The organism is Microbacterium sp. HD4P20 (assembly GCF_019449275.2).
GTDB lineage: Bacteria > Actinomycetota > Actinomycetes > Actinomycetales > Microbacteriaceae > Microbacterium.
On record NZ_JAHZQZ020000012.1, the window covers coordinates 1 to 22,925 of the forward strand.

The 22,925-nt window shown below is 69.8% G+C and carries 15 protein-coding genes; 5 read left to right on the plus strand and 10 right to left on the minus strand.

The features are described from left to right. Positions 1 to 54 precede the first annotated feature (54 nt). From K0817_RS05130 to K0817_RS05155, 6 genes are all read right to left on the minus strand, one after another. Entirely contained in the window at positions 55 to 936 is an 882-nt protein-coding gene (locus K0817_RS05130) for a sugar phosphate isomerase/epimerase (RefSeq protein WP_219980327.1), read from the minus strand. Between the two features lie 142 nt (positions 937 to 1,078). Further along, positions 1,079 to 2,296 carry a dihydrodipicolinate synthase family protein gene (locus K0817_RS05135; protein WP_219980328.1) on the minus strand — a complete coding sequence of 406 codons (1,218 nt, stop codon included), beginning with the start codon at positions 2,294 to 2,296 and terminating at the stop codon, positions 1,079 to 1,081. Positions 2,297 to 2,326: 30 nt separating this feature from the next. After that, on the minus strand, positions 2,327 to 3,532 hold the full coding sequence (locus K0817_RS05140; RefSeq protein WP_253735190.1) for a Gfo/Idh/MocA family protein: 1,206 nt from the start codon (positions 3,530 to 3,532) through the stop codon (positions 2,327 to 2,329). Between the two features lie 159 nt (positions 3,533 to 3,691). Next, entirely contained in the window at positions 3,692 to 5,923 is a 2,232-nt protein-coding gene (locus K0817_RS05145; protein WP_219980329.1) for a beta-galactosidase, read from the minus strand. A 65-nt stretch (positions 5,924 to 5,988) separates the two neighbouring features. After that, a complete protein-coding gene (locus tag K0817_RS05150) occupies positions 5,989 to 7,521 on the minus strand; it encodes an alpha-N-arabinofuranosidase (protein WP_219980330.1) in 1,533 nt (510 codons plus the stop codon). 57 nt (positions 7,522 to 7,578) lie between these two features. After that, positions 7,579 to 10,479: a glycoside hydrolase family 2 TIM barrel-domain containing protein gene (locus tag K0817_RS05155; protein ID WP_219980331.1), complete on the minus strand. Its 2,901-nt coding sequence runs from the start codon at positions 10,477 to 10,479 to the stop codon at positions 7,579 to 7,581. A 210-nt stretch (positions 10,480 to 10,689) separates the two neighbouring features. On the opposite strand from K0817_RS05155, the gene K0817_RS05160 reads away from it, so the two are divergent. From K0817_RS05160 to K0817_RS05180, 5 genes are read left to right on the plus strand one after another with little or no spacing between them, the layout of a single operon-like run. Beyond that, entirely contained in the window at positions 10,690 to 11,964 is a 1,275-nt protein-coding gene (locus K0817_RS05160) for an extracellular solute-binding protein (protein WP_219980332.1), read from the plus strand. Positions 11,965 to 11,984: 20 nt separating this feature from the next. Then, complete coding sequence (locus tag K0817_RS05165) at positions 11,985 to 12,935, plus strand: carbohydrate ABC transporter permease (RefSeq protein ID WP_219980333.1); 951 nt, start codon at positions 11,985 to 11,987, stop codon at positions 12,933 to 12,935. Further along, the gene (locus K0817_RS05170) at positions 12,929 to 13,816 is read left to right on the plus strand and encodes a carbohydrate ABC transporter permease (RefSeq protein ID WP_219980334.1); all 888 of its coding nucleotides are present in this window, start codon (positions 12,929 to 12,931) and stop codon (positions 13,814 to 13,816) included. The genes K0817_RS05165 and K0817_RS05170 overlap by 7 nt, the downstream gene beginning before the upstream one ends. After that, complete coding sequence (locus K0817_RS05175) at positions 13,816 to 16,884, plus strand: glycoside hydrolase family 38 C-terminal domain-containing protein (protein WP_219980335.1); 3,069 nt, start codon at positions 13,816 to 13,818, stop codon at positions 16,882 to 16,884. The genes K0817_RS05170 and K0817_RS05175 overlap by 1 nt, the downstream gene beginning before the upstream one ends. Continuing rightward, on the plus strand, positions 16,881 to 18,590 hold the full coding sequence (locus K0817_RS05180; RefSeq protein ID WP_219980336.1) for a hypothetical protein: 1,710 nt from the start codon (positions 16,881 to 16,883) through the stop codon (positions 18,588 to 18,590). Before K0817_RS05175 ends, K0817_RS05180 begins: the two co-directional genes overlap by 4 nt. Positions 18,591 to 18,645: 55 nt before the next feature. Here K0817_RS05180 and K0817_RS05185 read toward each other — a convergent pair whose 3' ends face one another. The 4 genes from K0817_RS05185 to K0817_RS05200 are packed head-to-tail and all read right to left on the minus strand — an operon-like array spanning position 18,646 to position 22,922. Next, complete coding sequence (locus K0817_RS05185) at positions 18,646 to 18,789, minus strand: hypothetical protein (RefSeq protein WP_374209526.1); 144 nt, start codon at positions 18,787 to 18,789, stop codon at positions 18,646 to 18,648. A 58-nt stretch (positions 18,790 to 18,847) separates the two neighbouring features. Further along, the gene (locus tag K0817_RS05190; RefSeq protein WP_219980337.1) at positions 18,848 to 20,125 is read right to left on the minus strand and encodes an ABC transporter substrate-binding protein; all 1,278 of its coding nucleotides are present in this window, start codon (positions 20,123 to 20,125) and stop codon (positions 18,848 to 18,850) included. 27 nt (positions 20,126 to 20,152) lie between these two features. Continuing rightward, positions 20,153 to 22,222, minus strand: a complete 2,070-nt coding sequence (locus K0817_RS05195) for a beta-galactosidase (RefSeq protein WP_219980338.1) — start codon at positions 22,220 to 22,222, stop codon at positions 20,153 to 20,155. A 40-nt stretch (positions 22,223 to 22,262) separates the two neighbouring features. Beyond that, on the minus strand, positions 22,263 to 22,922 hold the full coding sequence (locus K0817_RS05200) for a DUF624 domain-containing protein (protein WP_253735191.1): 660 nt from the start codon (positions 22,920 to 22,922) through the stop codon (positions 22,263 to 22,265). Positions 22,923 to 22,925 lie beyond the last annotated feature (3 nt).

Genomic DNA, 22,925 nt, shown 5'->3' on the forward strand with positions numbered 1-22,925 from the left:
CCGCACCCACCGCCGGGTTCTCATGAGGCCGCGAGCGTTTCCCACTCGCGCGGATCAGCTCGCTGCGCGCACCCGAAGATGGGGCGAGACGGATGCCGCGAATCCGGCCGCAGTGCGCCGCACGGCCTCGAGCGGGTCGGTGGCCCAGATCTGCTCGTTGAAGATCTCGACCTCGATGTCGCGGTCGTAGCCGGTGGCCTCGACGGCGCGGGTCAGCGACGCGAAGTCGATCACGCCGTCGCCGGGGTAGTGGCGCGACAGCAGCACGTCGGCCGCCAGCGGCGTCTTCCAGTCGCACACCTGATAGGTCGCGATGCGGCCCTCACGGCCGGCACGCTCGATCGAGGCGAGCACGTCGGGGTCCCACCAGATGTGGAACGTGTCCACGGTCGCGCCCACGACCGCGGGGTCGAAGTCGGCCGCGATGTCGAGTGCCTGCGCGAGCGTCGAGACGACACAGCGGTCCGAGGCGTACATCGGATGCAGCGGCTCGATCGCCAGCGTGACACCGGCGGCCGCGGCATCCGGAACCAGTTCGCCGATCGCATCGCGCACGCGCTCTCGCGCACCGATCAGATCGCGCGACCCCTCGGGCAGGCCGCCCGCGACGAGCACGAGGATCGCGGTCGAGCCCGCCGCGCCGGCGGCGGCCAGCGTCGCGGCCTCTTCGATTGCGACCCGGTTGTCGTCGATCGACGCGCGACGGGCGGGGCCCTCTGGCATCGTGAAGAAGCCCGAGCGGCAGTGGGTGGTGAAGCGCAGGCCCGAGTCGGTCAGCATCGAGGCGGCCGTGGCGAGACCGACCTCTTGAACGGGTTCGCGCCACAGGCCGATCGCCTGCACGCCGGCTTCGGCCGTCACGCGCAACGCGGTCGCGAGGTCGGCGTGCTTGATGGTCGCCTGATTGATCGACAGGCGCGGATCGATGGCGGTCATCGGCTTTCCCCCTTGCTCATGTCCCGATTTCGGTCGATCGCCGCGTCGCGCATGTCCCACATTCGCGCACAAACAGCTCGATGTGAGCGCGAAATCGGGACACGAAGGCGCGAAGTCGGGACATGGATGCTGTGGTCAGCGGTCATGCGATCACCCCGGGAACGTTGATGCCGTTGTGGCGGAGCATGCCGTGCCAGCGGATCATCGCCAGCTCCGGCTGCTCGAGCGCGAGCGAGGCGTTGGCGAGCTCGACGATGCGCGACAGGTGCGGGAGGCTCCGCGCCGAGTGAAGTCCGCCGACCATCTGGAACGCAGGCTGGTGACCGTTCAGCCACGACAGGAACGCGACACCGGTCTTGTAGTAGAAGGTCGGCGCGGCGAACACCTGGCGACTGAGCTCCTCGGTGGGTCGGAGGATCTCGAGGTAGCGCGCCGGGTCGCCGGCGTCCAGCGCCTGGATCGCCGCCGACGCGACGGGGGTGATCGCCGCGAACGCGCCGAGCAGCGCGTCGGAGTGCTGCCGGGCCGACGCCGGATCGCGATCGGGCTGGGTCGCCTCGGGAACGTCGGCGCCGCCGATGAGCCCCACATAGTTGAAGTCGTCGCCGGTGAACATGCGCACGCCCTCGGGGAGGCGCTCGCGCACCGACACCTCGGAGGCGGCATCCAGCAGGCTCATCTTGACGCCCGCGACCTTGCCGGGGTTCTCGGCGATGATCTCGAGCAAGACAGCCGAGGCCTCGCGCCAATCGGTCGAGCCGAAGTAGCCCTCCAGCGACGGGTCGAACGCCGTGCCGAGCCAGTGAAGCACGACGGGCACGGTCGCCGACCCCAGCACCTCGCGGTACACCCGGCGGTAGTCGTCGGCGGATGCCGCGACCCGCGCGAGATGACGCGAGGCCATGAGCACCGGCCCGGCGCCCTGCTCCTCGGTGAAGTGCAGCTGCTCCTTGTAGGCGCCGATGACCTGTTCGAGGGAGATGTGCTCGTCCTCGACGTGGTCGGTGTTCACCCCGACGACGACCGAGCCGCCCTCCTCGCGGGCGACCTGCGCCGAACGGGCGATGAGCTCGCGTGTCGCGGCGGCGTCGAGGCCCATGTTCCGCTGCGCGGTGTCCATGGCATCGGCGACGCCCAGGCCCCACGAATACACCGAGCGGCGGAAGTCCAGCGTCGCGTCCCAGTCCACCTCGGCGGGCTGCCCCGGGGTGTTGTCGGCCCAGGTCTGCGGCACGACGTGCGCGGCGGCGTAGGCGACGCGGCTGCGCAGCGCGCCGTCGGGCTTGACATAGCCGGGCGAGTCGTTGAGCTCGGCCGTCGACGTGACGCCGTCGGTCGAGAGAAGAGTGAGATGCGGCATCCGGTGTGCTCCGATCGATCCGGCGACGGGTCAGTCGAGCGACAGCGCGGGCAGCGCCACCTTGCGGCCTTCGCGGCTGGACTGCAGGCCCGCCTCGGCGAGCAGCACGCCGCGCGCGCCGGAGAGCAGGTCGAACTCGTACGGGGTGTCGAGCACGTACGAGGCGAGGAACTCCTCCCACTGCTGGCGGAAGCCGTTCTGGAACACGTCGTTGGTGGGAACCTCGGCCCAGTCGGTGTCGTAGTCGTGGTCGTCCGCCAGGTCGGGGTTCCACACCGGCTTCGGGGTGGCGTTGCGGTGCTGGATCTTCGCGCCGAACAGGCCCACGACCGCCGAGCCGTGCGTGCCGTCGACGTGGAACTCGACGAGCTCGTCGCGGTTGACCCGGACGGTCCACGAGGAGTTGATCTGGGCGACGATGTCACCCTCGAGCTCGAAGATGCCGTACGCGGCGTCCTCGGCGGTGGCGGTGTAGTGCTCGCCCTTCTCGTCCCAGCGGTCGGCGATGTGCACGGCCGCCTGCGCGTAGACGGACTTGACCTCGCCGAAGAGGTTCTCGAGCACGTAGTTCCAGTGCGGGAACATGTCGACGATGATGCCGCCGCCGTCCTCGGCGCGGTAGTTCCAGCTGGGGCGCTGGGCGGGCTGCCAGTCGCCCTCGAAGACCCAGTAGCCGAACTCGCCGCGCACCGACAAGATGCGTCCGAAGAAGCCGGAGTCGATGAGGCGCTTGAGTTTCTGCAGGCCCGGAAGGTAGAGCTTGTCGTGCACGACTCCCGTCTTGACCCCGGCGGCCTGCGCGAGCTTCGCGAGCTCGAGGGCCTCGTCGACCGTCTCGGCGGTGGGCTTCTCGGTGTAGATCGTCTTGCCGGCGGCGATGGCCTTGCGCAGTGCCGACGCGCGCGCCTTCGTGACGAGGAAGTCGGCGTAGATCTCCCAGCGGGGGTCGGCGAGGGCGGCGTCGAGGTCGGTGGTGTAGTCCTCGATGCCGTGCTTGGCGGCGAGGTCGGCCAGCTTGGCCTCGCTGCGGCCGACCAGCAGCGGCTTGACGGTGACCTTCGTGCCGTCGGGCAGCTCGATGCCGCCCTGCTCACGGATCGCGAGGATCGAGCGCACCAGGTGCTGGCGGTAGCCCATGCGGCCCGAGACGCCGTTCATGATGATGCCGATCTCGCGCACGCCGTTTTCGTTGGTGAGCGGACGGGTGGCGGGGGCCGGAGCGAGCGTGTCGGTCACGGTGTTCCTTCTTTCTTCGGTCCGGCGACATCGCAGTCGCCCGGGGAGGAGCTGGTTGCCTTCGACGAGGCCACGGGTAAACGCTTTCCAATAGTGTGACATGCGGCAACGGAGTCCGCAACCGCTTTCCCAGCCAGCGAGGGAAGCCGGTCCGTGGCCTCATCCGCCGCTCGTTCTCTCGCGCCACAGCGACCGCTGATCGATGACGACGCCGTCGAGAGCGCACAGGGCCTCCCTCGCCCCCGCGAGGCGTGCCGCGGCATCCCGTGGGAGGTGAACGCCGGTGTCGGATCGCAGCGGGAGCAGAAGCAGCTCTACCCGTGCATCCGCAACCGCGCGGATGTCCGTGAGGCTGGCCGTGAGGTCCGAGCCGTCCCAGAACCGATCGGTGACCGTCGCGCCGTCCACACGCAGCTGCGCGACATCGCCGGCCCAGCGCACGCGCACCACGGCGTTGTCACGCGTCCACGCCGGCACCTGCAGGCGATAGACCGCCGCATGGGCGTCCATCACCGCGTCATCGGGCGCCGACTGACGGCCGTCACGCGAGCCGTAGTCGCCGGTCGGCGTGGACGCCTCGCGCACGAGCTGGACGGGGACGGATGCCGCGACGGCCGTTCCCTCGACGTGCTGACATGCGAGGGGGCGCCACCGGCCGCCGACGTATTCGCGCACGTCGGGTCGCTCGCGGCTCGTGCGCACCTCGACCCTGCCGGCGGCATCCCACGTCGCTTCGTCGTCGGACACGAGCAGGCGGCGCGAGCCCTCGTGAGCGCCGACGACCCACACCCGTGCGGCGTCCTCAGCTGGGACGGCCAGCACGTCGACGCGGGTCCCGTCGGCCGCCTCGAGCGTGAGCGGCTGGTCGCCCGCGGTCATCCGGTGCACGCGACCGTCGTGCGCAACGTCGACCGGCACGCCGCGGGTCTCGAGGAGGACGAGTGTCGTCGCGGTCCGCGTGGCGGTGCCGTCCGCGCCGGGCAGGATCGTGAGAGCGGATGCCGTGGCCCAGTCGATCCGCAGGCCCTCGATGTCGAGACCGATCGGCCAGCAGGCCAGGGTGCCGGGCGCGATGTCGACGGGTCGAGGCGGGAGCACGACCGTCCCGGCGCCCGTATCGAGCCGGAACTGCGCGCCCCGGTACGCCGGCAAGGGCTCATGGGGCTGGTGCCAGCCGATGAAGAGGAAGCCCGACCCCTCGTGGGCGCGTATCGACCAGCGCAGGGTCTCGGAGTCTTCCACCCCGCCGGGCCGCTCATCGGGAAAGCTGGCGGGAAGAGGACCGAGCCGGTCTCCGAAGGCTTCGATGAAGGCGTGCTGCGCGCGCAGCGCCGCGTGGCTGGGCGCCGCGCGGCCCGCCTCTCCGATCGGCGCGTGGAAGTCGTAGCTGCGCCGCGTCATGTCGTTCGGATACCCGGTCGCCTGGGACTCCTCCAGATCGGGGCCCGGGTTGGTGCCGCCGGCGTACATGTAGTAGCCCTGCCACGCCGAGCCGCTGCCGAGCTTGGCGTGGGCGACCGCGGCGATGTCGAGCGCGCTCGGGCGCGGGCGGCGATGATAGGCCGTGGCCATGCCGCCGCCGAGCTCGCAGGTGGCCGGGGGGAATGCCGGCGAGAGCGCCGCCGGCCGCTCTGCGTCGCCGCGACCGACGTCGGCGCGGACGTCGGCGCCGATTCCTGGGTCGTCCCACTGATCCGAGAAGAAGTAGTGCGCGCGAAAGGTCGGGTCCCAGGGTGCCCCCGGGTCGGCCCAGAACCCGTCGCCGTACCCGCCCCACAGGGGGAGCACCTCGGGGTCGGGCAGCTGCGCGCCACCCCACGCCGTCGCCGTCCACAGCGGCGCCGACATGCCAGCCTCGCGGGCAAGGCGCTTGAGGGTCAGAAGGTGCCCCGGCTGGTCGTACAGTTCGTTGTCGAGCTGGATCGCGAGAACCTGCGCGGGTGTGCAGCGCCCGTCGAGCGCGGCGGCGATCCGGCCGAACCATGTGCCCACCAGATCGAGATAGGCCGGATCGTCGGTGCGATGGCGCACGGGGGCGCGTTGCACCCAGTCCGGGAAGCCGCCGTTGCGCACCTCGCCGTGGATCCAGGGGCCGATGCGCAGTACCAACTCGAGTCGCTCCGATCGCACGGCGTCGACGAAGGCCGCCAGGTCGAGCCCCTCGTCGAACCGCGCCTGGCCCCGCACCGGCTCGTGGTGGATCCACGGCACATAGGTCGAAACGACCGAGACGCCCCCGGCGCGCATCAATCGCAGGCGGTCGACCCAGCGCTCACGCGGCACGCGGCTGTAGTGCAGCTCGCCCGACACCGGCAGCCACGGGCGTCCGTCCCGCAAGAGCGCGCGGTTGGTCACCTCGAGGCCGGGGCGCCGGTCTTCGTCGTTGCCCATGCGGGGTCGGCGCACCTCGAGTCCGCCGCCTTCGACGCGCGCGCGCAACGGCCCCCCGCCGGGAGTCACGCGAGTCGCACCGCCGCCCACGAGACCGCGGGCAGGGCGATCGACAGGACGGATGAATCGACGGATGCCTCGGCCCCGCGCACGCCGACACGGTCCGGGTTCTCGAGGGTGTTGGCCGCGTACACATCGTCCTCGTGCAGCAGGTGCGTCTCGACGACCTCCAGCTCGCGACCCAGGGTGACCAGGAGCGGTGCGAGGTCGACGCGCAGGGCCGCGGCATCCGTCGTCGACCGATTCACCACGAAGAGCGACACGCCCTCGTCATCGATCGTGGCGACGGCGTTCACGGTGGCGACCTCGCCGAGCTTCTCGCTCGTGAAGGTCGCCGCATCGACGGGAACGCGTACGGCCCGACCCTGAGCCAGGCGCGAGGTGATCGAGAACGGGAAGAAGGTCGTCTGCCGCCACGCCGGGCCGCCGGGCTCGGTCATGATCGGCGCGATCACGTTGACCAGCTGCGCGAGCGATGCCGAGCGCACGCGGTCGGCATGCTGCAGCAGGGTGATGAGCAGATCGCCGAAGACGACGGCGTCGAGCGCGTGGTACTGGTCTTCGAGCTGCCGCGGGGCGACCGGCCACGCGCCGCCCTTGAACTCGTGACCCGACTCGGTGCCGTCCTCGTTGTGGAGGTACCAGATGTTCCATTCGTCGAACGAGACCATGATTCGCTTGTCGCTCTTCTTCGCCGCAGCGACGCTGTCGGCGATGGTCACGACCTCTTCGATGAACTTCGCCATGTCGACGCCCGACGCGAGGAACTCCTGCGCGTTGCCGGCGTGCTCCTGGTAGTACGAGTGGCACGAGATGAAGTCGACGTCGTCGAACGTGTGCTCCAGCACCTGGCGCTCCCACGCCCCGAAGGTCGGCATGCCGCGGCCGGACGAGCCGCACGCCACCAGCTCGATGCCGGGATCCAGCATCCGCATGGCTTTCGCGGTGGCCGAGGCGAGCTTGCCGTAGTCGTCGGCGTTCTTGTGGCCGATCTGCCACGGTCCGTCCATCTCGTTGCCGAGGCACCACATCTTCACGCCGAAGGCGTCGGTCCGGCCGTTGGCGGCTCGCCGGTCGGTCCACGCCGTCTGCGCATCCGAATTGGCGTATTCGAGCAGGTCGAGCGCCTCCTGCGTGCCACGCGTACCGAGGTTGAGCGCCAGCATGAGCTCGCTCCCGACGCGGTCGAGCCAGGACTGGAACTCGTGGAGGCCCACCTCGTTCGTCTCGGTCGAGTGCCACGCCAGGTCGAGGCGGCGCGGGCGCTCGCTTCGAGGGCCGATGCCGTCCTCCCACCGGTAGCCCGAAACGAAGTTGCCGCCCGGATACCGGATCGTCGAGACGCCGAGCTCCTTGACGAGTTCGATCACATCGGTGCGGAACCCTGCCTCGTCGGCGGACGGATGCCCCGGCTCGAAGATCCCGTCGTAGATGTGGCGTCCGAGATGCTCGACGAAGCCGCCGAACAGCCGCCGGTCGATGTCGGCGATCTCGAAGTGCGGGTCGAGGCGGGCGGACGCGTCGTGCGAGGAGCTCATGAGTGTTCCTTGGTGGATGGGGCGAAGTCCGATCGCCGGCACGTCGTCCCGACGCGGTCAGTCTTGCGACTGCTCGTGCCGGAGGATCAGCGAGATTGCGCCGGATCGGGCGGGCAGGCGGTGCCGCGGCAGCACCCCGGGGCCGCACGTCGCGGTGCCGACGCCCGACTGCGCGAGATCGATCGACACGAACGTGCGTCCTTCGGGTGTCAGCTCCCAGTTGTGCGCGGTACCAGCCAGCGACTGCCGGCTGTAGCGCGAGACCGTGAGTGCGAACGGATGGTCCAGAGCACAGACGCGCAATGCGCCACGCTCCGTCATGATTGTGGCATCCCGGACGCCGATTCGGGAACCGCTTTCCTGCGGCCGCACGTTGTCGACGGAAACCTCGTCGCGGTCCAGCCGCCACCAGCCGAACCGCGCCGCCGAACGCAGATCGGGGTAGCTCGGCATGGGGCCGTAGCCCGCAAACTCGACACCGGTGGGCTCGCCGTCGAGGATGAAGTCGAGGCCGAGGCGGGCCCATTCCGTGGGCCAGAGGTCGTTCGGTTCGAGTTCGACGTCCAGGCGCACGGCCTCGCCGTCCAGGGGCGACCAGTCCAATCGCGCGTCGATGAAGCTGTCGAGGATGGGTGTGCCGGTTCTGGTCCGGACCACCATGGCATGTCCTGCGGGGCCCGCATCGATCAGCCTCGTCACCATCCGGTCGATGCCGGCGGCGCGCCACCGCTCGGCGTAGGGCGGCAGGTCGGGCTCGTCGTCGCCGATGGCGCGGTCGTTGTCGGTGGGGGCACGCCACACATCGACGACGGGTCCGCTCAGTGCGAGACCACCCAGGCGCCGCAGGCCGCCCGTCTCGGGGTCGAAGTGGGCGGCGCCGGCCCGGTCATCTGTCACCTCGGTCGTCGCCACGGCCGGAGACACGGGCGCGAGTTCGGTGACGTGCTGCCCGCTGCCGAGCTCGTGCCCTGCGTCGGCCCAGACCGAAGGGGCTGTCGTGCGTGCTTCCAGTGCGACGACGTCGGCGACCCGGGATGCGGCATCCGTGCGACACTCCTCCGGCAGAGCGACGACGACCGCCGTCCGCGGAGCGCACTGCGGGATGTCGAGGGTGCCCGCGGCGATGAGGTCGCCGTCGACGACCCGCGACCAGCGCAGGGAGACGTGGTCGAGGTCGAGGAAGTCGTAGCGGTTCGCGATGCGTGCGGTGCGGCGGTCCGCGGCGACGTCGATCGTGACGGGCGCGATGACGGCGGCATAGTGCAGCAGTCCGGGTCGAGGGTTGCGCTCGGCGTCCACCAGCCCGTCGATCACGAAGTTGCCGTCGTGCACCGCCTCGCCGAAGTCGCCGCCGTAGAGCATCCGCGTGCCGCCGTCGGGGCCGTCCACCGCGAGGCCGTGCTCGACCCACTCCCACACGAACCCGCCGGCGATCCTGGGGTAGGTCTCGAAGAGATCCCAGTACTCCTGCATGCCGCCGGGGCCGGTGCCCATGGCGTGGGCGAACTCGCACTGGAGGAAGGGCAGGGTCAGGCGGTGCAGCTCGGTGGGAGTCGCATCCGGCGGTGCGGCGCGGCAGGTCTCTTCGCCGATCTCGCGCACCTCCTCATGTGAGGCGTACATGCGCGAGTACACGTCGACGTACCGGCTCTCGCGGTCTCCCTCGTAGTGGATCAGCCGGCTCGGATCGGTCGACTTCGCCCAACGCGCCATCGCCTCGAGGTTCGCACCGCAGTGGGACTCGTTGCCGAGCGACCACATGATCACGCTCGCATGATTCTTGTCTCGATGAACCGTGCGCTGGATCCGGTCGAGGAAGGCATCCCGCCAGGCCGGATCGGCGCTCGGGTTGCGTCGCCAGTCGACGTGTTCGAAGCCGTGCGTCTCGAGGTCGCACTCGTCGATCACCCAGAAGCCCAGCTCGTCGAAGAGGTCGAGCGCGTCGGGGTGGGGAGGATAGTGCGACGTCCGCACCGCGTTGATGTGGTGCCGCTTCATGAGCAGCAGCTCGTCTCGTGCGAGGGCGGCATCGAAGACGCGGCCGTGTCGCGGCCGATGCTCGTGCCGGTTGACCCCGCGCAGCATGATCGGTGCCCCGTTGACCAGCAGCTGCGCGTCGCGCACCTCGACGCGGCGGAAGCCCACGCGCAGGCTGACGGTCTCGGCATCCGTGACGATCCTGCCGTCGTACAGGCGCGGGTGCTCCGCGGTCCATGGCTCGACGGCGCCGACCAGCACGATGCCCGAAGCGGCGTCGATGCCCAGCTCGGGGATCTCGAGACGCCACGGCGCGCCGGCATCGACCTCCAGATGCACCGTGCCGGTGCGCGTCGTCGCATCGAAGTCGGCGCGCACGAAGACATCGCGGATGCCCCCGTGCGGCCGGGCGAGGAGCGTGACGTCGCGGAAGATGCCGGGCAGCCACCACATGTCCTGGTTCTCGAGGTACGTCGCGTCGCTGAACTGCGCGACGCGCACCGCCAGCCGGTTGAGCCCGCGCGTCAGGATGCCGCTGACGTCGAACTCGTGGGTCAGCCGGCTCCCGCGGGTGGTGCCCAGTGCCGTGCCGTTGAGCCAGATCTCGGCGGCAGACTCGATGCCGTCGAACCGCAGCCATTGCGCGTCGTGGTCGAGGATCCGGTCGTCGGCGACGAAGTCCAGGCGGTGGTCGCCGATCTGGTTGGCGTCGGGCGGATACGGCGGATCGACCGGAAAGGGCATCTGCACGTTCGAATACGCCGGTGAGCCGTACCCCTGCAGATTCCATTGCCCCGGAACCTCGATCGTTCCCCACTCGTCGACGGGGGCCACGCGCCAGTCATCCCTGGGCGCCGAGCGCAGTGACGGCGAGAGGCGAAAGCGCCACCGGCCGTTCAAGGACTGCTGCGGGGCGTCGGTCCTCAGGCGCGCGCGAGGCGTGAGAGTCCCGGTGCCGGGGCGGGTGGTGGTGATGTCCACGCGATCCTTTCGTGTCCGATTCTTACGACGCCGCAGGCCGGCAGCGAGTCGAAACCGGGCCAATCACGGGTAAGCGCTTGCTAGGCGGAACCGACGGGGCTACCTTGTATTCACAGAATGTCATGACATGCCGACATATGCGATCCCGTACCAGCAACCCCCGGCACCAGGAGACAGCGTTCGAAGCCGAGCGCGACGAAGGAGAAACCAATGAAGAGTTCCCGCACCATTCGCGCCGTCGCCCTCGCCGGCGCCGCCATCGGAGCCCTCGCGCTCGCCGGCTGCTCCGGCGGCGGCAGCGGAACCGGGTCGGAGGGAGAGGTCGTCCTCGAGCTCGTCCAGTCAGGCGACGTCAACCAGGGCAACGGCTACGCCCAGCTCGCTGAGAAGTACTTCGACGAGACGGGCGTCCGCGTCGAAGTCGTCGAGGTGCCCAACGCAGACCTCATGACGCGACTGCGCACGGCCTCGCAGGCCAACGACCTGCCCGCCCTGGCAGCGGCCCCCTCGGTGGACCCGGCCTGGACCGAGCGCCTGCTCGACCTCACCGACATCTTCGACGAGGTCGGCATCATCGACACGCTGAGCGTGATGGATCCTTCCGACGACACGGTCAAGGCACTGCCCACCACCCTGACCTCCGTCGGCATGTTCCTGAACAAGTCGCTGTGGGACCAGGCCGGCGTCACGTACCCGACGTCGATCGACGACGCGTGGACGTGGGACGAGTTCGTCGACAAGTCGACCCAGGTCGTCAACGCGACGGATGCCGAATACGGCGCCGTGATGGACAGCTCCGCGCACCGGCTCCGGGCCCTGCTGTTCGAGTTCGGCAGCGAGGGAGTCACCGAGCAGGAAGACGGCACGTGGGCGCTGGACGAAGAGGGTGCCGAGGCGCTGGAGTACTTCAAGGGCATGCACGACTCCGGCTTCATGCCGGCATCCGTGTGGGGCGCCGGTGACGACCCGAGCGCGACCTTCAAGAGCGGCCGCGTCGCGGCATACATGTCGGGCGTCTGGCAGATCGCCGACTTCCAGGCCAACATCACCGACTTCGAGTGGGTGTCGGTGCCGCTTCCCGCCCAGCCGGTCACCGCGACCAACTACGGCGCGGCTTCGTGGATCGTCGCGTTCGACGGCACCGGCGTCGAGGAGGAGACGCTCGCGTTCATCGAGTGGCTGTACAGCGAGGAGAACTACCGCGAGTACTGCGAGATCTCGGGCTGCCTGCCCGTCCTCGAGGGCCTCGAGGTCACTTACGGCGACGACGCGTACGCGTTCGACCTGTACAACGCCGAGATCGCGGCGTCGCCCGCCATCTCGGGCGTGCAGACGACCAATGGCGTGCTCTTCGGTTACGAGGGCAAGGTCATCGACTCCGAGCCGCTGAAGGACGAGACGGTGAAGTACCTCAACGGCGAGCAGACGCTTGAGCAGACCGTCGAGAACATCAACACCACCTCGACCGAGCAGCTGGCGGACTGAGAGATCAGACGGGAATCGGCATGACTCTCGCTGCCAAACCGACCGCCCCCGCCACGCAGGCGGGGGCGGTCGCCCCGCTCCCGAAGCGCCGTCGCCGCCCGTTCGGCCGCTACCGCCTGGCCCCATTCCTCTTCACGGTGGCGGCAGCGGCGCTGTTCGCGCTGTTCTTCCTGTGGCCCGGCGTTCTCGGACTCTCGTACTCATTCACGGACTATCGCGGGTGGGGCGACGCAGAGTTCGTCGGGTTCGACAACTACGTCGCGCTCATGCAGGACCCGGGCTTCTACTCGGCTCTGGGCCGCACGCTGGTCTACACGATCTTCTCGGTCCCGATCGGCTACGCGCTCTCGCTCGCGATGGCGGTCGCCATCAACGCCCTGTGGTCGCGCGGCAAGGTCGCGGCCCGCATCATCTTCTTCCTCCCCTGGCTGATCTCACCGATCGTCACCGGCGTCATCTGGCGCTGGATGTTCGGCGAGAGCTTCGGGTTCGTCAACTTCGTCATCGAGTCGCTGGGCGGCGACGGGCTCCCGTGGTCGTCCAACGCCAACCTGTCGCTGCTGGTGGTGATCCTCGCCTCATCGTGGGGCGGCGCAGCGTTCAACATGCTGCTCTTCGTGGCGGCGCTGAACAACGTGCCGCAGTCGTACTACGAGGCCGCCGAGCTCGACGGTGCGAACGGATGGCAGCGGTTCTGGAACATCACGCTGCCCTCCATCGCGCCGACCTCCGTCCTGGTGATCCTGTTGTCGACGCTGGGACACATGAAGGAGTTCGCCATGATCCAGGCCCTCAACGAGGGCGGTCCGGGAACGCAGAACCGGCTGATCGTGCAGTACATCTACGAGACCGGCTTCAAGCAGTCCGAGATCGGGTACGCCACCGCGGCCTCGATGGTGCTCCTCGTCATCCTCATGGCGATCGCGATCATCCAGCTGGCCGTCAGCAGAAGGAGCGGCAGCGCATGGTGAACACGTACGCCGTCACCGTCCCCCCGGACGCCAAACCCACCCGGCCACGGCGCACCCTGCGCACCCGCTTCCGGCGCGCCCTCCTGCCCACGGCGCTGCTGTGGGTGCTCGCCCTCCTGATGCTCTTCCCGCTGCTGTGGTTCCTGCTGTCGTCGTTCAAGCCGGGCGGCGAGCTCTTCACGTATCCGCTGTCGTTCTTCCCGAAGGAATGGACGGTGCAGGGCTACGCGGACGCGCTGGAGCGGATCGACTTCGTCCAGTACTTCACCAACACCGCCATCGTGGCGACGGTGACGACCGTGCTGACGGTGTTCCTCTGCGCCACGACCGGCTACGCGCTCGCGAAGTACAAGAACCCGTGGCTGAGCGTGCTGGGCCTGTGCATCCTCTCGATGACGATGCTGCCGGGCGAGGTCATCCTGAACCCGATGTTCATCGTGGTGCGCGACCTGGGGCTCTACAACACGCTCGCGGGCGTCATCATCCCGTCGATCGTGACGCCGACCGGCGTGTTCATGTTCCGGCAGTTCTTCCTGTCGATCCCCGACGAGCTGCTGCAGGCGGCGCGGATCGACGGGGCGAGCGAGTACGGTATCTTCTTCCGCATCATGCTGCCGCTGGCCAAGCCCATCGCGCTGACGCTGGGGATCGTGTCGTTCCAGTGGCGCTGGAACGACTACATCTTCCCGTTGATCATCCTGGGCGACCCCGACAAGTTCACGCTGCAGATCGCCCTGCGCGCGCTCGTCGGCGCCGAGAACATCCAGTGGACGATCCTGCTGGCAGCCTCCGTGCTGTCGATCATCCCGCTGGTCGTGCTCTACCTCGTGTTCCAGCGCTACATCACCTCGTCGAACATCAACGCGGGCCTGAAGGACTGATGCCCGAAGCCGACCGACTCATCCTGGAGCGCGCCGACCGGTTCGTCCACGACTACCTGGCCAAGGCGGTCGTGGCGGATCGGCGGCGCCTCGGTGTCCGTGGGTGGGTCGTGCCCGGTGAGGCCGGGCTTCCGGGCGAACCGGTGCCGTTCGCCACGTTGCCCGACGAATCGGCGTTCGCGACGGTGGATGCCGGTGAGCCCTGGGGCCGCGCGTGGGGCACGACGTGGTTTCTCGTCGACGGTGAGATTCCCACCGCGTGGGGCGACCGCGCCGGCCGCATCGAGCTCTCGCTCGATCTGGGTTTCAGTCAGGCCAAGCCGGGATTCCAGTGCGAGGGTCTGGTTCGCACGCCCGACGGACGGGCCGTGAAGGGCCTGGAGCCCCGCAACCACCATGTGCCGCTCGAGGCGGGGCCCGGCTCCACCTTCCGCTACTACGTGGAGGCCGCCTCGAACCCCGACCTGTCGGGCGGGGACGACTTCAAGAGCGTCACGGCGTTTCGTCCCACCTCCGCGGGGGACGCCGCGACGGCCGGCGAGGAGCCCTTGTACCGCCTGGGGCGCTGCGAGGTGCGACTCGTCGACACCGGTGTGGAGGAGTTGCGGCGCGAGGTGGCGATCCTGTGCGGGCTGGCACGCGAGCTGACCGACTCCGACCCGCGCCGTGCCCGGATCCTCGACGGCGTGGAGCGCGCGCTCTACGCCATCAACCCCGACGAGCCTTCGAACGGCGTCGAGGCCGCTCGCGGCATCCTTCGTCCCCTCCTCGCTTCGCCGGCAGCTCCCTCCGCGCACCGGATCGTCGCCACGGGCCACGCGCACATCGACTCCGCGTGGCTGTGGCCGGCCCGCGAGACGGTCCGCAAGGTGGCGCGGACGTTCGCCAACGTGCTTGAGCTGATGGACCGCGACGCCGATCTGACGTTCGTGAGCTCGTCGGCGCAGCATTTCGCGTGGGTGAAGCAGAACGACCCCGAGCTCTACGAGCGCGTGAGACGTCGCGTCGCCGAGGGCCGGTTCCTGCCCGTCGGCAACATGTGGGTGGAATCCGACGTCAACATGCCCTCCGGCGAATCCCTCGCCCGGCAGCTGCTGTACGGCACGCGGTTCTTCGAGGACGAGTTCGGTGCCAGGTCGGACGTCGGGTGGCTTCCGGACTCGTTCGGGTTTCCGGCATCCCTCCCGCAGCTGCTGCGCAGTGCGGGCCTGCGCTGGTTCTTCACGCAGAAGATGTGCTGGAACGACGTCAACACCATGCCCCACCACACCTTCCGGTGGGAGGGCCTGGATGGCACGCGGATCTTCACCCACTTCCCGCCGAACAACACCTACAGCGGCGACATGCGGCCCACGGAGCTTGCTCGCAGCGTCCGCAACTTCTCGGACCACGCGCACGCCTCGTCGTCGCTGATGCCGTTCGGGTACGGCGACGGCGGTGGCGGACCGACGCGCGAGATGATGGCCGACGGGCGAGCGCAGTCCGACCTCGAGGGCTCGCCGCGACTGCGGTTCGGCGGTCCGCGCGAATTCTTCCTCGAGGCCGAGGAGGAGTACGCCGACGCCCCGATCTGGTCGGGCGAGATGTATCTCGAATTCCACCGAGGCATCTACACGTCGCAGTCGCGCACCAAGCGGGGCAACCGGCGCAACGAGTGGCTGCTCGTCGAGGCCGAGCTGTGGTGCGCCGCGGCGGCGCTGCGCACGCCCTTCGATTATCCCTACGAGCAGCTGGACGAGCTGTGGCGCGAGGTGCTGCTGCTGCAGTTCCACGACATCCTGCCCGGCAGCGCGATCGCCTGGGTGCACCGCGAGGCCGAGCGGTCGCATGCCCGCGTCACCGCGCGGCTGGAGGGCCTGATCGAGGGTGCGGTGGCCGCGCTCGCGGACCGCGGTGACGAGCCGCTGTTGCTGAACCCCGCCCCGGTGCCGGCGGGCGGCGTGCCGGCGTGGGGCGCCGCGGCGGGGCATCCGTCGTCCGCTCCGCGCGCATCCGCTGCACCTGACGGTGGCTTCCGTCTGCAGTCGGCCGCGCTCACGGTCGAGGTGGCGGCCGACGGCACGCTCGCGAGCGTGGTGGATGTGCCGACCGGGCGTGAGCTGCTGGCCCCCGGCGGCCGTGGCAATCTGCTGCAGCTGCACGTGGACGCGCCCGCCAAATGGGACGCGTGGGAGCTCGACCGCTCGTACCGGCTCTCGGTCACCGACCTCGTGGACGGCTCGGCGACTCTGGCCGAAAGCGGTGACGTGCACGTCGTGCGCCGTTTCGGGACGAGTCGCGTCGAGCAGTGGATCGGGCTCGATGACTCCGGTGAGGCCTTGCGCATCCGCACCCGGGTCGAGTGGCACGAGCGCCACCGGCTGCTCAAGCTCGCCTTCCCGCTGGACGTGCACGCGATGGATGCCGCGTACGAGACGCAGTTCGGCCACGTGCGCCGCGCCGTCCACACCAACACGTCGTGGGATGCCGCGCGGTACGAGGTCTGCGCGCACCGCTGGGTCCACGTCGGGGAACCCGGGTTCGGCGTGGCGGTGGTCAACGACGGACTCTACGGCCATGACGTCACGAGGCAGATCGTGCAGGGCCGTGTCTCGACGGTCGTTCGTCAATCGCTGCTGCGCGCACCCACCTTTCCCGACCCGGATGCCGATCGAGGCGAGCATGAGTTCGTGACCGTGCTCGCGCCCGCGGCCCGGCCCGAGGACGCCGCTCGCTGGGGTGCGCTCGTCGGGTCGCCGGTGCGTGCCGTTCGCGGAGCCCACGCACCGGAGCCCCTGGTGCAGGTTCAGGGCGATGGCGGCGTGGTGCTGTCCGCCGCGAAGCTCGCTGCCGATCGGAGCGGAGACCTCATCGTGCGCGTGTTCGAGCAGCGCGGTGCCCGATCCCGGGCCCGCCTGCGCCTCGGCGTCGACGTCACCGGGGTGCGGGTATGCGACCTGGTTGAGACGCCGGATGCCGCGGCATCCGACATCTGCGTCGAGGGCCGCGACGCGGCCGTGGAGCTGAGCGCATTCCAGGTGCTGACCCTGCGGGTGACGCCGGCGAGCGCGGGGGAGAGTCGGGCATGAGCACGCTCGACACGGACGTCGTGGACGCCGCTTTCGTGGATGCGGTCACCGCCGCCGCCGATGCCGCCGTGGACCAGCTGCTCGCGGGCGACTCTCCGGCGTCTCTCGGCGATGCGCCCCTCGGGCCGCATCGCGAGTCGATGCGTCGCGCGAAGCTGCTCGTGGTCGCGTACCTCGCGCCGAACTCGCGCCGTGCGGGGGACCGCCGGCTGACGGATGCCGCGCAGGAGTACGCCGCGGCGCTCGAGGCTATGCAGAGCCGGACGGGCCTGTTCCTCGGCGGCGACAACGTCGAGTCGCCGCCGGATTCCGGCTTCACGATCAACGACCTCGGGGACGTGCTGGAGCTGATCGCCCGTTCCGACGCACGCTCCGACCTCTCACGGCTCGACGCGCTGCTGCGCTCGATCGCCGACCGCGCCACACCGGCGATGCTCGCCGGTGGCGTGCACACGCCCAACCACCGCTGGGAGTTGGCGGCGGCGCTGACCCGCCTGCATCGCGTGCGGCCCGACGAGAGCCTCCGCGCCCGGATCGAGCAGTGGCTGGCGGAGGGCGTCGACATCGACGGCGACGGTCTGTACTCCGAGCGCAGCGCCAATTACGCGGCTCACGTATCGAACCCGTCGCTGCTGGTGATTGCGGATGCTCTGCAGCGGCCGGAGCTGCTCGACGTCGTCGAGCTCAACCTCACGGCGACGCTGGGGCTCATGCACACCGACGGATCCGTCGAGACGGTGCATTCCCGGCGACAGGATCAGCAGACCACCCGCTTTCCGCTTGCGCCGTACGCCCTGCACTTCCGTCGGCTCGCGATCGAGCGCGGGCGCGGCGACTTCGCCTGGGCCGCGCGACGCGCGCTCGCCGAAGGGATTGCCGAACCGCAGACCGCCCTGGCAGAGCTGCTCCTGCACCCGGTGCTCTCCGCGCCGCTGCCGGCTGAAGAGCCTCCGCCCGTGCCGGCCCGCTCGACGTGGGGCGAGAGTGGTCTGGTGATCGACCGCACCCCGCGGCGCACGCTGGTCGTTTACGGCGGGTCGGACTACCGCGCGTTCCGGCGCGTGCGGTCGGGCCTTGCCAACAACCCGACGTTCTTGCGGATGACCGCCGGTCCGGTTGTGCTCGAGGGGCTTCGGCTTTCGCGCGAGTTCTTCGGGCTCGGGCCCTTCCGCGCCGACGCGATGGAGCATACCGCTGACGGTCTCGTGCTGCGCGAAGAGCTCACGCCGGCGTACTACCAGCCGCTGCCGGCAGAGCTGCGCCGAGCTGACGGCCGGTACGAGCTGGTGGACGAAGGACGATTCGCCGCCGCGATGGCGTTCGATCGGCGCCCCGCCGACATCGTGTCGCTGCGTACCCGGATCGACGTGCGGCCGACCGACGACGGCGCCGAGCTGGTGATCGCCACCGAGGGACCTTCGTCGGGGTGGGCGCTCGAGCTGGCATTCCGTGAGGGCGGCTCCTTCGAAGGACTCGAGCCGGTCGGCGACGAGGCGTTCGTGCTGAGCGAGGGATGGGGCCGCTACCGCGTCGGGAATGCCGCGATGGAGTTCGGACCGGGCGCGGGCGTCGGCGGTCGGCCCCGGTACTCACCAGGCGAGGACTACGACTACGTCGGTGGCACCGACGCGCTGCCGGGCCCTCGCGCTTACATCACCGGGCGCTCGCCGGGCACCGTCCACCTGCGACTGCGCGCCGTGGACTGATCGGGCGGGGTCGCCTGCGCGCCGTGCGGTGCGCCGTGGGCTGCGCCGCACGGTCTCAGCCGAGGTCGACGTCGACGGACGCGCGCTCGACGGCGGAGCGCTGCGCGGCATCGGCGAGGACGAGCGCGGCACGGCCGTCCTCGAAGGTGGGGCTGATCGAGGGTTCGCCGCGGACGGTCTTGACGAACTCGGCTGACACGGACGGATGCCGCGGCGGGAGATCGCCGCGGCATCCGTCCACGTATCGAGGGAGAAACTCAGCCGAGGACGACGTCGGCCTCGCTGAAGAACTGCGTCACGGCGTCGTCCACCGAGATCGCGCCGAGACCGATCGACTTGCCGAGGTCCCAGAACGCCTGCTCGAGCGAGCCGTAGCCGATCACCGGAATGGGCGGCGCGTCGCCGATGCGGTCGGCGGCAGACTCGATGTAGTCGGCCACCTGCTTGTCGACGCCCTCGAGCGTGGTGCCCTCGAGCTTGGACGATGAAGCGGGGAAGCCGAGGGTCGTGCCGAAGATCTCACCGGCCTCGGGGCTGTTCACCACGAAGTCGAGGAAGATCGCCGCGGCCTCGGGGTGCTCGGTGTTCTCGGCGATCGCCATCTGCAGGCCCGCCTGGCGGTAGAGGTCCTTCGCGCCCTCCTCGGCGAGCGGCGGCGCGATGATCGAGATCGACGAGGCGCCCGAGTTGGCGAGATATCCGCCGAGGAAGTTGCTCCAGCTCATTTCGCTCGCCGTCACGGCTGAGTCGAAGCCCGAGAGGGGAGAGAGTTCCTCCAGCCGTTGCTGCGGCACCGTGACGCCATCGCGGATCTCGGCACCCGACTCCCAGTACTCCCGCAGCTGGTCCTCGGTGAAGCCGAGCTCACCCTCGTCGGTGTACAGGTTGCCGCCCTCGGCGCGCAGCTGCAGCTCGAATGTCTGGATGCGCTGGGTGTAGTCGGTTCCGCCGTACACAGCGCCGCCGGTCGCCTGGGTGACCTCGGCCATCCACTCGTCGAACTCCTCGAACGACGTGCCGCCCTCGGGTGCCTCGATCCCTGCCTGTGCGAGCAGGTCGTCGTTGACGAAGTTCGCCCACAGGCTGTAGCCGGTCGGCAGCGAGTACTGCGTGCCCTCGAGCGCTCCAGTGCCGAGAAGCGACTCGTCGAACGTCGTGAAGTCGATGTACTCCTCGACCTCGGCGAGGTCGAGGAGGTTCCCCGACTCGCCGTACTGACGCAGGTAGCTGTCGGAGAACTGGAAGACGTCGGGCAGCCCGCCACCGGCCGCCTCGGTCTGCCGCTTCTCCCAGAAGCTCGGGAAGTCGGTGAACGAGGGGTTGACCGTGATGTTCGGGTACTCCTCATTGAAAGCAGCGATCAAGTCGTTGTAGCGGGTGGCACGGTCATCGTTGCCCCAGAACGCGAAGTCGAGGGTGACCTCTTCGTCGGGGTCGTAGGCGGCGGGCTGTTCCGAGCCGCCGGCGCAGCCGGCGAGGACGAGTGCAGTCGCGGCAAGGGCCGCGGCCGGGGCGAGCAAACGGGTGCGATTCATCTGTGTCTCCTGGTGAGGGGGTGGGGTTCAAAGGGAGGATGCCGGGGCCAGCGCGCGCTGGTCGTCGGGTGAGGTGTCGGTGTCGAGCACGACGGGGGAGAGCACGAACGCGACCTGCTGGGGGCCGAGGATCCGGCGGCCGAGGGGGGCGCCGGTCTCGGCATCCGTCCCCGCCATCGTGATCAGGGCGTCCTGGTCGCCGTGATTGATCAGGGTGACCAGGTCGCCGCGGCGCGCCGCCTCGACACCGGTCGGCAGTTCCGCCACGACGGGACGGACGCCCGATGCCGCCACCACAGCCCCGACCACGGCATTCAGACCGTCACCGAGCGGCTGGGTCGCCACGTACCAGGCTTCTCCGGCGCCATGGCGCCGCCGGGTGAGGGCGGGCGAGCCGGCGGCGTGACCCGACGTGAAGCGCGCCACGACCTCGGCATCCACCGCATGCACGCTCTCGGCCACGAGACGGCCGGCATGCGCGGCTCCATCCAGCGAGAAGTCGACCGATGCCGTGGTGCTCGCGGAGCTCGATGTCTGGGCGCCCACGCCCATGCCGCCCCCCGAGGCTCCGGCCAGGGCGCCGAAGTCCTCGAAACGGACGCCGAGCAGAGGGCCGAGCTGTGTGAGGAAGCCGCCGGAGCGGAACTGATCGTGTGCGTCGACGACGTCGCTGAACGGGCCGGCGAGCAGGGTGCCGCCCGCCTCGACGAACCGGGCGAGCGAGGCGGCGCCCTCGTCGCGCAGCAGGTACAGCAGCGGTGCCACGACGAGGGCGTAGTCGTTGTCGACATCCTCCGGCGCGACCATGTCCACCTGGATGTTGCGCTCGTGGAAGGCGCCGTACCAGTCCAGCATGAGCGCGAGGTAGTCGATCTCGGTCGGGTGGTCGCGCTCCTCGACGGCCCACCAGTTCTCCCAGTCGAAGACGAGGGCCACGCGCGCGTCGCGTCCCGGTGGCGGCAACGCGGGAAGAGCCGCGAGGCGAGCACCCAGTTCGGTCACGGCATCCCACGTGTGCGTCCTCGTGCCCGCGTGAGGCAGCATCGCGGAGTGGAACTTCTCGCTGCCGGCCCGCGACTGCCGCCATTGGAAGAACATGATGCCGTCGGCGCCGCGCGCGATGGACTGCGCGGTCTCGGCCATGAGCGCACCCGGACGCTTTCCGGCGTTCGCGGGACGCCAGTTGACGGCATCCGTCGCCTGCTCCCACAGCAGCCACGGCACGCCGGGCTTGAGCGATCGCACCAGGTCCCGCTGGAACGCAGCGTCCCTCACGCGGTGCGGATTGGCCGGATCGGGATAGCAGTCATCGGCGATGACATCCATGTGCGGCGCCCACCGCCGGTAGTCCGCGGGTTTGAAGGGACCCATGAAGTTGGTGGTGATGGGCTGCGTCGCGCCCGCGGCGAGGAGGATCTCGCGCTCGGCGAGATAGCACTCCAGCAGCATGTCGGAGGTGAACCGGCGGAAGTCGAGCATCGACGACGGGTTGTGGCTGTAGGGCGCGAGACGCGGCGGGAAGACCTCGTCGAACGACCCGTACCGCTGCGACCAGAAGTTCGTGCCCCACGCCTCGTTCAGGGATTCGATGGTGGCGTAGCGGTTCGCCAGCCATGCGCGGTACGCGTCGCGGGCGGAATCGGAGAAGTCCATCCACAGGTGGCAGCCGTACTCGTTGCCCACATGCCACATGACCACTGCGGGGTGGTGGACGTAGCGGTCGGCGAGGCGGCGCACGAGCTCTCCCGCCAGCCGCCGGTACGTCGGAGAAGAGGGGGCGAAGTGCTGCCGGCTGCCCGGCCAGTAGGACGCCCCGGTCTCGTCGGCGGGAAGGGTCTCGGGGTAACGTGCGCTCACCCACGGCGGCGGTGAGGCGGTCGCCGTCGCGAGATTCACGCGGATGCCTCCGGCGTGCAGCTTGCCGATCACCGTGTCGAGCCAGCCGAAGTCCCACACGTCTTCGGCGGGCTGGATGCGAGACCACGCGAAGATGCCGAGACTGACAATGTTGACGCCGGCCTCCTGCATGAGGCGGACGTCATCGTCCCACACGTCTTCCGGCCACTGGTCGGGGTTGTAGTCGGCGCCGTAGAGCACGTCGAGCAGCTCCTGTTCTGGGGTGATCGAGGGGGCCGTATCAGCGCCGGCCGCGGCGCGCCGGGACCGCGACGACCGCGAAGGCGGCGCAGCCGAGCCCGGCGATGATCAGGGGAACCAGCATCCAGGTGACGACGCCTGCGAGCACGGCGGCCGCTGCGAGGTACACCGCACCGATCGGGTCTGCGGCGATCGCCTGAGGGATGCTGCGGAGCGCGGTGCGCCAGCCGCCCTCGGGCGTCCACGCGCCCGCGGCCGTGAGCAGGGCGACTGCGCCGGCCGCAAGGCCAGCCCAGCCCACGACGGCGATGACAGGACCGCCGGGAAGCAAGCCCGAGCCGGCGAGATCGATGTCGAGCATCAGAACGAGCGCGACGACCACCGCCACGACCCCGACCACGAGCCCACCCGGCAGCGCGCGGCGGTAGTCCTGCCAGAACGTCCTCGCGTGCGACTGCTCGGCATTCACGTAACGGCGCAGATGACGGATGCCGGCGGCCAGCGCCGCGGGCAGCGTGATGACGGCGAGGCCCGCGGCCGTGATGAGCAGGCCGGTGAGCAGCACTTCACCGAACAGCGCGAACGCGCCCTTCGCGCCGGGGAACCGGGACGGCTCGCGCTCGTCGAGCGTGGGTCCGCTGCCCGAGGCGTCGGCGTGGCGCGCGGCTCGCAGCTGCCGGCGGTCCATGGTCTGCGGCATCCG

Coding starts and splice junctions, on each gene's coding strand:
- K0817_RS05130 (WP_219980327.1), bottom strand. CDS start 936: ATGACCGCCATCGATCCGCGCCTGTCGATCAATCAGGCGACCATCAAG.
- K0817_RS05135 (WP_219980328.1), bottom strand. CDS start 2,296: ATGCCGCATCTCACTCTTCTCTCGACCGACGGCGTCACGTCGACGGCC.
- K0817_RS05145 (WP_219980329.1), bottom strand. CDS start 5,923: ATGGGCAACGACGAAGACCGGCGCCCCGGCCTCGAGGTGACCAACCGC.
- K0817_RS05150 (WP_219980330.1), bottom strand. CDS start 7,521: ATGAGCTCCTCGCACGACGCGTCCGCCCGCCTCGACCCGCACTTCGAG.
- K0817_RS05160 (WP_219980332.1), top strand. CDS start 10,690: ATGAAGAGTTCCCGCACCATTCGCGCCGTCGCCCTCGCCGGCGCCGCC.
- K0817_RS05165 (WP_219980333.1), top strand. CDS start 11,985: ATGACTCTCGCTGCCAAACCGACCGCCCCCGCCACGCAGGCGGGGGCG.
- K0817_RS05170 (WP_219980334.1), top strand. CDS start 12,929: ATGGTGAACACGTACGCCGTCACCGTCCCCCCGGACGCCAAACCCACC.
- K0817_RS05175 (WP_219980335.1), top strand. CDS start 13,816: ATGCCCGAAGCCGACCGACTCATCCTGGAGCGCGCCGACCGGTTCGTC.
- K0817_RS05180 (WP_219980336.1), top strand. CDS start 16,881: ATGAGCACGCTCGACACGGACGTCGTGGACGCCGCTTTCGTGGATGCG.
- K0817_RS05190 (WP_219980337.1), bottom strand. CDS start 20,125: ATGAATCGCACCCGTTTGCTCGCCCCGGCCGCGGCCCTTGCCGCGACT.
- K0817_RS05200 (WP_253735191.1), bottom strand. CDS start 22,922: ATGCCGCAGACCATGGACCGCCGGCAGCTGCGAGCCGCGCGCCACGCC.